General features: G+C 66.9%; 13 protein-coding genes. 8 read left to right on the forward strand and 5 right to left on the reverse strand.

What is annotated here, in order from left to right:
- Positions 1-97 precede the first annotated feature (97 nt).
- The gene (locus ACFYNL_RS17205) at positions 98-808 is read right to left on the reverse strand and encodes a DUF5324 family protein (RefSeq protein ID WP_388803467.1); all 711 of its coding nucleotides are present in this window, start codon (positions 806-808) and stop codon (positions 98-100) included.
- A gap of 328 nt (positions 809-1136) precedes the next feature.
- On the opposite strand from ACFYNL_RS17205, the gene ACFYNL_RS17210 reads away from it, so the two are divergent.
- Positions 1137-1670, forward strand: coding sequence for a peptidylprolyl isomerase (locus ACFYNL_RS17210; protein ID WP_388803470.1), 534 nt, complete (start codon positions 1137-1139; stop codon positions 1668-1670).
- A gap of 121 nt (positions 1671-1791) precedes the next feature.
- Complete coding sequence (locus ACFYNL_RS17215) at positions 1792-2679, forward strand: rhomboid family intramembrane serine protease (RefSeq protein WP_388803473.1); 888 nt, start codon at positions 1792-1794, stop codon at positions 2677-2679.
- Positions 2680-2983: 304 nt separating this feature from the next.
- Here ACFYNL_RS17215 and crgA read toward each other — a convergent pair whose 3' ends face one another.
- Positions 2984-3238 carry a cell division protein CrgA gene (crgA, locus tag ACFYNL_RS17220; RefSeq protein ID WP_019756195.1) on the reverse strand — a complete coding sequence of 85 codons (255 nt, stop codon included), beginning with the start codon at positions 3236-3238 and terminating at the stop codon, positions 2984-2986.
- A 142-nt stretch (positions 3239-3380) separates the two neighbouring features.
- On the opposite strand from crgA, the gene ACFYNL_RS17225 reads away from it, so the two are divergent.
- The 6 genes from ACFYNL_RS17225 to ACFYNL_RS17250 are packed head-to-tail and all read left to right on the forward strand — an operon-like array spanning position 3381 to position 7692.
- Complete coding sequence (locus ACFYNL_RS17225; protein WP_388803477.1) at positions 3381-4157, forward strand: DUF881 domain-containing protein; 777 nt, start codon at positions 3381-3383, stop codon at positions 4155-4157.
- Between the two features lie 18 nt (positions 4158-4175).
- Positions 4176-4889: a class E sortase gene (locus ACFYNL_RS17230; RefSeq protein WP_388803480.1), complete on the forward strand. Its 714-nt coding sequence runs from the start codon at positions 4176-4178 to the stop codon at positions 4887-4889.
- 17 nt (positions 4890-4906) lie between these two features.
- Positions 4907-5104: a hypothetical protein gene (locus ACFYNL_RS17235; protein ID WP_388804640.1), complete on the forward strand. Its 198-nt coding sequence runs from the start codon at positions 4907-4909 to the stop codon at positions 5102-5104.
- Complete coding sequence (locus ACFYNL_RS17240; protein WP_388803483.1) at positions 5101-5739, forward strand: aminodeoxychorismate/anthranilate synthase component II; 639 nt, start codon at positions 5101-5103, stop codon at positions 5737-5739. The genes ACFYNL_RS17235 and ACFYNL_RS17240 overlap by 4 nt, the downstream gene beginning before the upstream one ends.
- Positions 5736-6917, forward strand: coding sequence for a class E sortase (locus ACFYNL_RS17245; RefSeq protein ID WP_388803486.1), 1182 nt, complete (start codon positions 5736-5738; stop codon positions 6915-6917). Before ACFYNL_RS17240 ends, ACFYNL_RS17245 begins: the two co-directional genes overlap by 4 nt.
- A gap of 13 nt (positions 6918-6930) precedes the next feature.
- On the forward strand, positions 6931-7692 hold the full coding sequence (locus ACFYNL_RS17250; protein ID WP_388803489.1) for a class E sortase: 762 nt from the start codon (positions 6931-6933) through the stop codon (positions 7690-7692).
- Positions 7693-7918: 226 nt separating this feature from the next.
- Here ACFYNL_RS17250 and pknB read toward each other — a convergent pair whose 3' ends face one another.
- From pknB to ACFYNL_RS17265, 3 genes are all read right to left on the reverse strand, one after another.
- Complete coding sequence (gene pknB, locus ACFYNL_RS17255; protein WP_388803492.1) at positions 7919-9949, reverse strand: Stk1 family PASTA domain-containing Ser/Thr kinase; 2031 nt, start codon at positions 9947-9949, stop codon at positions 7919-7921.
- 169 nt (positions 9950-10118) lie between these two features.
- On the reverse strand, positions 10119-11591 hold the full coding sequence (locus ACFYNL_RS17260; RefSeq protein WP_388803495.1) for a peptidoglycan D,D-transpeptidase FtsI family protein: 1473 nt from the start codon (positions 11589-11591) through the stop codon (positions 10119-10121).
- On the reverse strand, positions 11588-13027 hold the full coding sequence (locus tag ACFYNL_RS17265; protein ID WP_388803498.1) for an FtsW/RodA/SpoVE family cell cycle protein: 1440 nt from the start codon (positions 13025-13027) through the stop codon (positions 11588-11590). Before ACFYNL_RS17265 ends, ACFYNL_RS17260 begins: the two co-directional genes overlap by 4 nt.
- Positions 13028-13046 lie beyond the last annotated feature (19 nt).

Here is a 13046-nt window from a genome sequence, read left to right on the forward strand (position 1 = left end):
GGCCGATGTTCCACGTGAAACATGGCCGTGGGGCGGGAGACCTCAAGTCTCCCGCCCCACGGCCCAGTTCGACGTACGACCAGCACCGGCCGTCACATCACCGGCCCTCGTCGCGCCGGGCAGCCTCCTCCTCGGCCTCCTTCGCCTGAACCTCCGGATCCAGACCCGACTGGCTCCCGTCCACCGACGCCAGCCGCGTCGACTCCGGCACCTCGGTCGCAGCAGGCGGTTCGACCAGCCAGTCCGGGTTGGCCTGCTTGTCCCACCACTTCCAGGCAGCAAAAGCAGCGCCCGCGAGGGCACCGAACACCGCCAGTCCCTTCACCGCACGACCCGCCTTCGCGCGCCGCTGATGCTTGCGGACCAGCTTCTGAATCTCCTTCGACGAGACCTGGCCGCGCAGTGCGGCCAACGCCGCAGCCCCACGCGCGGCGGCCTCATCCCTGACAGGCCCAGCCGCGGCAACCGCCTGCTCGATCTTCGGCCGGGAATAGACGGCGGCCTGCCGGGCAGCCTTGCGGGTGCGTGCAGCGGCTTCATGAGCGGCGTGGTCGACCTTCGGCGGCACGTGCGCACGGGCCTGCTCCAGACGCGGTGCGACATACGTGCCGTACTGCATGCGCGCCTGCGCACGGGCCTGCTCGGTGGCCTGTGTCACCACTGGCGCGAGCCGTACGCGTGCCTCCTGTGCATAGTGCGCGGCCCTGTCCTTGGCGGTGTCGGCGTAGGGCGCCACCACTTCCGCGGCGTGCAGCACGCTGTCCTTCGCCGAGCCGGTCGCGGCGCGCACGCTGTCGATGCGGGTCACGGGATCCTCCTCCTCGGTGGCGTACGGTATTTCGACTTTCCACCCTTTTACGGATCATGCCTGCAAGAACGCCCCGCGGCATGTGCGGGCAGGCATATGGGTGCCGATGGAACTTGATCGACTGCAATAAAAGGATCATTGCGGGGCAACACGGGCTTGTCGTCGACAATGCCACGGTTCGCCGCATCGCGCTCCCGTCACGGGACTACTCGACCGGTTTTCCGTAAACGATCTACACGGTTGCGGCCCGTTAAACGGGTGCCGGGCGACGTACGCCGCCTTCCATGCGAGGATCAGGGGGTCACAGGAAGACAACGGAAGGCAGATCGTGGCTGAGCAGCTCTACGCCACCCTGAAGACCAACCACGGCGACATCGAGGTCCGGCTCCTCCCGAACCACGCGCCGATCACGGTCAAGAACTTCGTCGAACTCGCCAAGGGCGAGCGTGAGTGGACGAACCCCGCCACCGGTGAAAAGTCCACGGCCAAGCTCTACGACGGCACGGTCTTCCACCGGGTCATCAGCGGCTTCATGATCCAGGGCGGCGACCCCCTGGGCAACGGCACGGGCGGCCCCGGCTACCAGTTCCAGGACGAGTTCCACCCGGACCTCTCCTTCGACAAGCCCTACCTGCTCGCCATGGCCAACGCCGGCCCCGGCACCAACGGCTCGCAGTTCTTCATCACGGTCTCCCCGACGACCTGGCTGAACCGCAAGCACACCATCTTCGGCGAGGTCACCGACGCGGCCAGTCAGAAGGTCATCGACACCATCGCCACCACGCAGACCAACCCCCGCACCGACCGCCCGCTCAACGACGTCGTCATCGAGTCGGTCGTCGTAGAGACCCGCGAGGGCTAGGCACAAACCCACAAGGGCTGGTCCAGCACCCCCACAGGGAACCAAACGCCCCGCTCGTCCGTAAGGATGAGCGGGGTGGTGCATTTCCACACGCACCGCGTACGACAACCGAGGGGACCTCATGGACCAGCCGGCAGGCAGCCCGCAGGACGCCCAGAGCCTGCCCGTCTGCTACCGCCACCCGGACCGCGAGACCGGCATCCGCTGCACCCGCTGCGAACGCCCGATCTGCCCCGAATGCATGGTCAGCGCATCCGTCGGCTTCCAGTGCCCCGACTGCGTCCGCAGCGGCTCCGGCACCGGGCACGCCCCCGACGCAGCCCGCCCCCGGACCATCGCCGGCGGCACCATCACCGCAGACCCCCATCTGATCACCAAGATCCTGATCGGGATCAACGTCGCCGTCTTCATCGCCGTCCAGACCAGCGACACGCTGCTGAACGACCTCGTCCTCCTCGGCGCCTGGCCACCCGCACCCTTCACCCCCACCCAAGGCATCGCCGGAGGCGAGTGGTACCGCCTCGTGACCTCCGTCTTCACCCACGAGGCCATCTGGCACATCGCCTTCAACATGCTCAGCCTCTGGTGGCTCGGCGGCCCCCTCGAAGCAGCCCTCGGCCGCGCCCGCTACCTCACCGTCTACCTCGTCTCAGGACTGGCGGGCAGCGCCCTCGCCTACCTCCTGACCTCACCGGCCACCGCGACGCTCGGCGCCAGCGGCGCCGTCTTCGGACTGTTCGGCGCCACCGCCGTCCTGATGCGACGACTCAACCAGGACATGCGGCCGATCATCGCCCTGCTGGCGATCAACCTGATCCTGACCTTCAGCCCGGGCTTCAACATCTCCTGGCAGGCCCACATCGGCGGCCTCGTCGCCGGTGTCATCACGGGGTACGCGATGGTCCACGCGCCGCGCCGGCACCGCGCCCTCGTGCAGTACGGCACCAGCGCTCTCGTACTGGTCGCCGTGGTCCTGCTGACCCTGCTCAGGACCGCTCAGCTCACCTGACGTACCCGGTTGTCCACAGCGTGTGGCGGATCGTGTGCACATCGCGCGGGAACAACTGTGCCCCCTGTCACTGACCTGTGTTTCCGCAGGTCAGGCAGGGGGCGAACAGGTTTTCGAGACAGGGTGTCGGCCGGTCGTTCCGTCACACCGGCGTCAACGCCCGATGGGTTATCCACAGATCGTCTTTCTTTTTCAACACTGTGGAAAACGGCTGTGGATAACTCATTGGATAGCCCAGGGCAGAGCTGAGTTCACCCCGAAGTCGCCGCTCGTCGGGGCGACCGCTTCGAGGGCTGGTCGAGGGCTACTTCCACTGCGTGGAGACACCGAATCCGGCGGCGATGAAGCCGAAGCCCACGACGATGTTCCAGTTGCCGAGCGCGTCGATGGGCAGGGAACCATCGGTGACGTAGAAGACGACGATCCATGCCAGGCCGATGACGAACATGGCCAGCATCACGGGGGCTACCCATGTGCGGCTGTTCAGTTTGATGGCGGTCGCCTGCTTCGACGGCGGCGGCGTGTAGTCGGCCTTCTTGCGGATACGTGACTTCGGCACGAGGGTCTCTCCTGTCGATGCGCTGCGTGGCCGCGCAGGGAACTGGGGCTGGCTCCGGGGCAGCGTACAAGGGGACTCTGATTGCTCCCCCGGGCGTCCGTTAGCGTAGTGCTTCCGTGGCGTTGAAGGAGATAAGGGTACGTTGAGCAATTCTGCCGACTCCCCCGGGACGGGATCCAGTCCCGTCCGTGGCCGGTTCCGGCCGGTGCGGGTGCTGACCGCGGCCGTCTTCGCTCTCGCGGGGCTCATTTTCTTCACCAGCTTCAATACGGCCAAGGGCACCGATATCCGTACGGACGCCTCGCTGCTGAAGCTTTCGGACCTGATCCATGAGCGCAGCCATGAGAACGGTGAGCTCGATGAGTCCAATGCGGCGTTGCGGGACGATGTCGAGGCGCTGGCGGAGCGGGACGACGGAAGTACCAGGGCCGAGGACGACAAGCTGGCCACGTTGGAGAAGCGGGCGGGTACGCAGAAAGTGACGGGTGAGGCGGTCTCCGTCACGTTGAACGACGCCCCGCCGGACGCGACGGCCAAGTTGCCCGGTTATCCGGAGCCGCAGCCCGACTACCTGGTCATTCACCAGCAGGATCTGCAGGCGGTGGTGAACGCGCTGTGGCAGGGCGGCGCCAAGGGCATCAAGGTCATGGATCAGCGGTTGATCTCGACCAGTGCGGTGCGTTGTGTCGGCAACACGCTGATTCTTCAGGGGCGGGTCTATTCACCGCCGTACAAGATCACTGCGGTGGGTGATCCCGAGAGGCTGCAGAAGGCGTTGGCGGCGTCGCCGTCGATCCAGAACTACATGGTGTACGTCAATGTCTACGGCCTCGGGTGGAAAGTGACCGAGGACGGGACGGTGACTCTGCCGGGTTACTCGGGCACAGTGGATCTGCAGTACGCCAAGCCTGTGGAGTGAGCCTCTCTGGAGCTGCCGGTGCGGGTCGTCGTCAGGACCGTCAGCGAACTGTGCATCACCGTTGGCACCGTGATCGTGCTTTTCGTCGTCTATGTGCTCTTCTGGACGGGTGTGAAGGCCGACAGTGTCATGGACGACCAGATCGACCGGTTACAGGAGCGTTGGGCGCAGGGGGATGTGCGGCCGTCGGTCGCGCCGTCGGGGAGTGAAGCCGGTTCTGGTGAGGGCTCCGGGGCCAGTCCTGCGAGGCCCGCTCCGTATGTCGCGGACGAGCCCTTTGCGATCATGTACATCCCGCGTCTTGGTTTCACGTGGAACAAGCCGGTTCTGGAAGGCACGGCCGCGAGCACGCTCAAGAAGGGCCTCGGGCATTACACGCGCACGGCACAGCTCGGACAGAGGGGCAATTTCGCGGTGGCCGGTCACCGCCGTACGTACGGCGATCCGTTCAAGGACTTCCCGAGGCTGCGAGCCGGTGACGCGGTGGTGCTGACGGACGGGACGACCTGGTTCACCTATCGGATCGACAAAGGCCCCTACAAAACAGTGCCTGCCGACATTGAGGTGATCGACCCTGTGCCGCGTAAGTCGGGGTACACGCGTAAGGGCCGATATCTGACCCTGACCACGTGTGATCCGGAGTGGGGCCACAGTCACCGGCTGATCGTGTGGGCCCATCTGGACTCCACACAGCCTGTGGAGGCCGGGAAACCGGAGGCGTTGCGCCGTTAGTCTGTTGGCTGTACGGCGTGAGTCTGGTGCCGTGGTGCGACGGAAGGGACGGCATGTACGGCTGGATCTGGCGGCATCTGCCGGGGAACGCGTGGGTGAGGGCGCTGCTCTCGCTCGCTCTGATCGTGGCCGTGGTCTACGTGCTGTTCAACTACGTCTTCCCGTGGGCCGAGCCGCTGCTGCCCTTCAACGATGTGACGGTGGACGACCAGTGAGTGCACGCATTCTCGTCGTGGACAACTACGACAGCTTCGTCTTCAACCTGGTCCAGTACCTGTACCAACTGGGCGCCGAGTGCGAGGTGCTGCGCAACGACGAGGTGTCGACGGCGCACGCCCAGGACGGCTTCGACGGGGTGCTGCTGTCGCCGGGCCCGGGAACGCCGGAGGAGGCCGGGGTCTGCATCGACATGGTGCGTCACTGCGCGTCGACCGGGGTGCCCGTGTTCGGAGTGTGCCTGGGGATGCAGTCGATGCAGGTGGCGTACGGCGGGGTGGTGGACCGTGCCCCGGAGCTGCTGCACGGCAAGACTTCGCTCGTCGAGCACGGGGGCAAGGGCGTTTTTGCCGGATTGCCGACTCCGTTCACCGCGACGCGCTATCACTCCCTCGCCGCGGAGCCGGAGACCGTGCCGGCCGAGCTGGAGGTGACGGCGCGTACCCAGGACGGCATCGTCATGGGCCTGCGGCATCGTGAACACCGGGTCGAGGGCGTGCAGTTCCATCCGGAGTCGGTGCTGACCGAGCACGGGCACCGGATGCTCGCGAACTGGTTGGTGGAGTGCGGCGACCAGGGTGCGGTGGCGAGGTCGGCGGGGCTCGCCCCGGTGGTGGGCAGGGCTACGGCGTGACCGCGCTGCGCCCCGAGCGTGAGTCCGGTGCCGCGTACGGGGAGTCCGTGTCGGATTCCTACGGTGGCGTCGGCGACCAGGGCACCTCGTACGGGCAGCAGCCGTACGAGGGGTCGGGTGCGCTCGGGGACTGGTACGAGGGTGAGGGGTACAGCCCTCAGGGCGCCGAGGGTTACGGCGCCGAGGGTTACGGCGCCGGGGGGCCGCCTGTGGTGCGGGAGGGTTACCGGGAGCCGTACGTGCCTCCTGCCGATGACGAGACGGTGGCGCTGCGGATAGCGGATCCGCCGGCCGGAGCGTCCATATCGGCTTCTGCGGCCTCATCGGGCGGGACGACCACGGGAACCCCGACCGGTGGCCGTGCGGCCCGGAGGAAGGCCGCCAAGCGGCGTCATGGGCGTGGTGGAGGCGGTCGGCAGGCGGCGGAGGCCGCTGAGGCGGGTTCGGCGGCGTCCGGGGTTCCGCTGTCGCGCGTGGAGGCGCGTCGGCAGGCGCGGGCGCGCAAGCCCAGTCCGGCGGTGCTGGCCAGCCGGGCGATCGGTGAGGCGTTCATCACGACCGGTGTGCTGATGCTGCTGTTCGTGAGCTATCAGCTGTGGTGGACGAACGTGCGGGCGCATGCGCAGGCGGACAAGGAGGCGAGCAGCCTTCAGGAGGACTGGGCGAGCGGCAAGCGTGCCCCCGGGAGCTTCGAGCCCGGGCAGGGTTTCGCGCTGCTGCACATCCCGAAGCTGGACGTGGTCGTGCCGATCGCGGAGGGCATCAGCAACAAGAAGGTGCTCGACCGGGGGATGGTCGGTCATTACGGCGAGGGCAAGCTGAAGACGGCGATGCCCGATGCCAAGACCGGCAACTTCGGGCTGGCGGGGCATCGGAACACGCATGGTGAACCGTTCCGGTACATCAACCGGCTGACGCAGGGCGATGCGATCGTCGTGGAGACGCAGGACAAGTACTTCGTGTACAAGATGGCGTCGATCCTGCCGGTGACGTCGCCGAGCAACGTGAGTGTGCTGGATCCGGTTCCCCGGGACGCGGGCTTCACCAAGCCGGGGCGCTACATCACGCTCACCACCTGTACGCCGGAGTTCACCAGCAAGTACCGGATGATCGTCTGGGGCAAGATGGTCGAGGAACGGCCGCGCAGCAAGGGCAAGCCGGATGCGCTCGTCAGTTAAGGGCAGATGAAAAGTGGCAGCGACCACAGACGGCACGGAACAGCACACGGCTGCCCCTGCGTCACGGCGTCCTCCGGCACGTCGTCGCATGGGCCGGGTCGCGATGGCGATCAGCGTCTTCGGCGAACTCCTCATCACAGCGGGCTTGGTGCTGGGCCTGTTCGTCGCCTACTCCCTGTGGTGGACGAACGTTCTGGCCGATCGTGCGGCGGACAAGCAGGCCGACAAGGTGCGTGACGTCTGGGCTCACGAGGGCGACGGCTCGCGTGGTCCGGTCGAGTTCGACTCCAAGGACGGCATCGGTTTCCTGCACGTGCCCGCGATGGGAGACGACGAGATCCTGATCGAGAAGGGCACGACGGCGAAGATCCTCAACGACGGCGTGGCCGGCTACTACACCGACCCGGTGAAGGCGACCCTGCCGACGTCGGGCAAGAAGGGCAACTTCTCCCTCGCCGCCCATCGTGACGGGCACGGTGCCGAGTTCCACAACATCCACAAGATCGAGAAGGGTGACCCGATCGTCTTCGAGACGAAGGACAAGTGGTACGTCTACAAGGCCTACGCGGTCCTTCCCGAGACCTCGAAGTACAACGTGAAGGTGCTGTCCAAGATCCCGAAGGAGTCGGGGAAGACGAAGGCGGGCCACTACATCACGTTGACGACGTGCACGCCGGTGTACACGAGTCGGTACCGGTATGTGGTGTGGGGGGAGCTTGAGCGCGTCGAGAAGGTCGACGAGGAGCGGACGCCGCCGGAGGAGCTGCGCGGCTGACGCAGTGGCTCACAGAGGTTCGTCGGGCAGCTCTGCCACCCAGCATGCCGGAGGCCCGAAGTCGCAACTGAAGCTTGCGACTTCGGGCCTTTTTGCGTGCGGGGTTTCCACAGGCTGTGCGGCGGCCGGCAGGAGTGGCTGCAAAGAGCGTGACGGCTGCTGAGTCCCGGCAACGCGTAGGCCCCGGCACCGCATCGGGTGCCGGGGCCTGGGAGCGAGTGCGCGGTCAGTCCTCCGTGCGGGCGGACGTTCCTGTCACGCCGCCGAAGATGCCACCACCGCCGTTGTCACCGCCGCCGTTGTTGCCGCCGCCGTTGTCTCCGCCGAAGCTCACAGTGGTCAGGGTGACCTGCGTGTTCGCAGGATCGTCGACCTCCTGGTTGCCCTTGGGGTCCTGGGCGGCGACGAGGGCGTTGTCGCTGGAGTCGCTGCCGTTGGCGAACTGGATGTTCGTGAAGCCGTTCTGCTGCAGGATCTGCTTGGCCTGGCCCACCGTCTGACCGACGACGGTCGGCACCCGGGTCTTCTGCGGGGCCGCCTTGCCGATCTGGATGTTCACCGAGGAGTTCTTGTCGGCCGGGGTGCCCGCCTCCGGCGAGGTCGCGATGACCTTGCCGACCTGGTTCGGGTCCTGGGTCTCCACCTCGGTGCAGTTGCCGACCAGTTCGTTGGCCGTCATCTGGGCCTTCGCCTCGTCACAGGTCTTGCCGAGGACGTCCGGGACGGTGGACTTCTCCTCCTCCTTGGCGACGGTGAGGGTGATCGTCGAACCCTTCTCCCGCTCGGTGCCCCCCTTGGGGTCCTGGCGAATGACCACGCCCGGGGTCCGTTCGGACTCCTCGGTCTTCTGCTCGACCGTGAAGCCCTTGTCCTCAAGGTCGGCCTTGGCCTCCTTGTACTGCTGGCCCTCGACGTCCGGCACCGACACCTTCGGCGCGCCGGTCGAGACCACGATGTTCACCGTGGACTCCTTGTCGACCTTGATGCCGGCGTCGGGGTCCTGGTCGCAGATCTTGTCCTTGGGCGTGTTCTCACACTCCTTGGGAGTGATCGTGCCCATCTTGAGGTCGCTGTTGGTGAGCAGGCCTCTGGCGGTTTTCTCGCTCTCGCCGACGAGGTTGGGCACCGCCACCTGGGTGTTGCTCGCGCTCTTGCCGTCGAAGATCCACTTGCCGATCAGGACCGCGCCGACCAGGACCAGCACCGCGGCGACGACCAGCAGGATCGTGGACGTGTTGGACTTCTTCTGGCGGCGGCGGTCCATGCGCTCGTCGTAGCCGTAGCCGCCGTCGTCCGGGTTCATGGGCGGCAGCATCGACGTGGCGCCGGCGTCCTGGGCGCGCAGGGCCGTGGTCGGCTGGTCGTCCGGGTAGCCGCCGTATCCCACCGAGCCCATCGCGGCCGTGGCGGCGACGGGCTGGCCGTCGAGGCAGGCCTCGATGTCGGCGCGCATCTCGTCGGCCGACTGGTAGCGGTAGTTGGGGTCCTTGACCAGGGCCTTCAGCACGATCGCGTCCATCTCGGGCGTGATCTCGGGGTCGAAGACCGACGGGGCCTGCGCCTCCTCGCGGACGTGCTGGTAGGCGACCGCGACCGGGGAGTCGCCCACGAAGGGCGGGCGGACGGTCAGGAGCTCGTAGAGCAGGCAGCCGGTGGAGTAGAGGTCGGACCGGGCGTCGACCTGCTCGCCCTTGGCCTGCTCCGGCGAGAGGTACTGGGCGGTGCCGATGACGGCGGCGGTCTGGGTCATCGTCATGCCGGAGTCGCCCATGGCGCGGGCGATGCCGAAGTCCATCACCTTGACCTGGCCGTTGCGCGTCAGCATGACGTTGGCCGGCTTGATGTCACGGTGGACGATGCCGCTGCGGTGGGCGTACTCCAGGCCCTGGAGGATGCCGATCGTCATCTCCATGGCGCGCTCCGGCAGCAGCTTGCGGCCGGAGTGGAGCAGCTCGCGGAGCGTGGAGCCGTCTACGTACTCCATGACGATGTACGGGATCGACACGTTGTCGATGTAGTCCTCGCCCGTGTCGTAGACCGCGACGATCGCGGGATGGTTGAGCGAGGCGGCCGACTGGGCCTCCCGGCGGAACCGGGCCTGGAAGGACGGGTCGCGCGCGAGATCCGCGCGCAGCGTCTTCACCGCCACGGTGCGGCCGAGACGGGTGTCATGCGCGAGGTATACCTCCGCCATGCCACCACGACCGAGCACCTGGCCCAGTTCGTACCGGCCGCCGAGGCGACGCGGCTCTTCCATAGCTACCTACCAGCCCTCTCCGTCGGTCCCGCCCTCACCCTTGTGGGTGTGGCGGTGGTCCGTCCGGGCATACCGTACCCGGCTCATCTTGTGTGACCTGGCCAAGCCCGTAACCCGATACAGGACCGGTATCGCAACGTGCACCGATGTGAAGGGGACGTGAGCGGGGTCACTTCTTGCTGTTGATGACCGCCTCCATGACGCTCTTGGCGATGGGTGCGGCGAGACCACCGCCGGAGATGTCGTCGCGGACGGCGTTCTCGTCCTCGACCACCACGGCCACGGCCACCGGCGCGCTGTTGTCGACCTTGGCGTAGGAGATGAACCACGCGTAGGGGTTCTCGCTGTTGTCCACGCCGTGCTGGGCGGTGCCGGTCTTGCCGCCCACCTTGACGCCGTCGATGCGTGCCCGCTTGCCGGTGCCGTCCTCGACGACGGTCTCCATCATCGACTGCAGGATCTGCGCGTTCTCCGCCGACAGGGGCCTGCTCAGCTCCTCGGGGTCCGTCTTCTCGATGGCGTCGAGGTTGTGGGTCTGGAGTTCGTCGACCATGTACGGCTTCATCAGGACGCCGTTGTTGGCGACGGCCGAGGCGACCATGGCCATCTGCAGCGGGGTGGCCGCGGTGTTGAACTGGCCGATCGATGACAGCGCGGTCTGCGAGGGGTTCATGTCGTCGGAGAAGACCGACGCGCTGGTGCGGACCGGGGTGAACTGCTCCTCGGTGAAGCCGAACTTCTTGGCTTCCTCCAGCATCTTGTCGTTGCCGAGGTCGGAGCCGATCTTTCCGAAGACGGTGTTGCAGGACCACTGCAGGGCGACCCGGAGCGTCGCGTTCTTGCAGGGGATGTCGCCCTCGTTCTTCAGCACGGTCGAGGTTCCCGGCATCGTCCACGGCAGCGGGGTCTTGGTCTTCTGGTCGGCGGCCGTGTACAGGCCGTTCTCCAGCGCCGCGGCCGCGGTGACCACCTTGAAGGTGGAGCCGGGCGGGTAGACCTCGCGCAGCGCCCGGTTGAGCATCGGGTCGTCCGGGTTGTTCTTCTTGTCGAGCTTCTTCCAGGCCTTGGCGTCGGACTCGCCACTGCCGGCGATCGTGGAAGGGTCGTACGACGGGAACGACGCCAGCGCCAGGATCTTGCCGGTGGACGGCTCGATGGCGGCCACGGCGCCCTTGCCGCCCTGCCTCTTCAGGCCCTTGTACGCGGCCTTCTGCGCGGCGGCGTTGAGGGTCGTGACGACGTTGCCGCCCTCCTTCTCCTTGCCCGTGATCATGTCGAGCGTGTTGCGGAAGAAGAGCCGGTCGTCGGTGCCGGTGAGGATGCCGTCGTTGATGGACTCCAGCTGATTGGCTCCGTAGGCCTGCGAGACGAAGCCGGTGACGGGCGCCCACATGGCGCCGTCCTTGTAGGTGCGCTTGTACTTGAAGTCGCCGCTGGTCGTCTCCTTGTGCCCGGTGATCGGGCTGCCGTCGACGACGATCTCGCCGCGTGGCGTGGCGTAGCGGGCGATGAGGACCCGGCGGTTGTCGGGATCCTCGCGCAGGGTGTCGGCCTTGACGTACTGGAGCCAGTTGTCGCGGATGAGCAGGGCGAGGACGAGGAGGCCGCAGAAGACCGCGATCCGGCGCAGGGGCTTGTTCATGACGGACGGACCACCTGGGTCATCTCAGCGTCGGGGTTCGGTGCGGGGGCCGGTGCGGGGCGGCGGGCGGTGTCGCTGATGCGGATCAGGATGCCGATCAGGGCCCAGTTGGCGATGACGGAGGAACCTCCGGACGCCAGGAACGGCATCGTCATACCGGTCAGCGGGATAAGGCCCATGACGCCGCCGGCGACCACGAAGACCTGGAGCGCGAAGGCGCCGGAGAGGCCAATGGCCAGCAGCTTGCCGAACGGGTCGCGGGCGGCGAGGGCGGTGCGCACGCCGCGCTCCACGATCAGGCCGTAGATCAGCAGGATCGCCATGACGCCGGCGAGGCCAAGCTCCTCGCCGAAGGTGGCGAGGATGAAGTCGGAGTTGGCGGCGAACCGAATGAGCTCGGAGTGGCCCTGGCCCCAGCCGGTGCCGAGGGTGCCGCCGGAGCCGAAGGCCCACAGGGCCTGCATGGCCTGCTCGGAGTGACCGCCGATGCCCTGGCGGGAGAGCGTGTACTCGCGCATCGGGTCGAGCCAGGCGTCCACACGCTGCTGGATGTGCGTCTCGAAGCTGGCCACACCGACCGCGCCGACCGCGGACATCAGCAGACCGAACACGATCCAGCTGGTCCGCTCGGTGGCGACGTACAGCATGATCACGAACATGCCGAAGAACAGCAGTGACGTACCGAGGTCGGTTTCGAAGACCAGGATGAGGATCGAGATAACCCAGACCACGATGATCGGTCCGAGGTCCCGGCCGCGCGGCAGGTACAGGCCCATGAAGCGGCGGCTGGCCAGCGCCAGCGCGTCACGCTTGACCATCAGGTAGCCGGCGAAGAAGACCGCGAGGACGATCTTCGCGAACTCGCCGGGCTGGATGGAGAATCCGGCGACCGAGATCCAGATCTTGGCGCCGTAGAGGTTCTTGCCGAGGCCTGGCACAAGGGGCAGCAGCAGCAGGAACAGGGCGCCGACCATGGAGATGTAGGTGTAGCGCTGCAGGACGCGGTGATCCTTGAGGAAGATCAGCACCGCGACGAACAGTGCGATGCCCATCGCCGTGTACATCAGCTGACGAGGCGCGGCGGATCCGCCCTGTCCGATCTGCTGCAGCAGCTTTGACTGGTCCAGCCGCCAGATCGCCACCAGTCCCAGCCCGTTGAGCAGCGTCGCCAACGGCAGCATCAGCGGGTCCGCGTACGGCGCGAACTTCCGTACCACGAGATGGCCGACGCCGGCCAGCAGGCCGAGGCCCAGGCCGTAGCTGAGCAGCCCGGCGGGCACCTCGTCGTTGATGGCCAGGCCCACGTTGGCGTAGGCGAAGACCGGGATGACAACCGCGAACACCAGCAGCGCGAGCTCGGTGTTGCGCCGACTCGGCGCGCCGATCGCGCCGATCGTGGACGTGTGGTGCGTCGGCGAGTTCGTAGTACTGCTCATCGTGTGACGGGGCCTCTCA

The sequence above is a fragment of the Streptomyces sp. NPDC007808 genome, from assembly GCF_042868655.1.
Classification (GTDB): domain Bacteria; phylum Actinomycetota; class Actinomycetes; order Streptomycetales; family Streptomycetaceae; genus Streptomyces.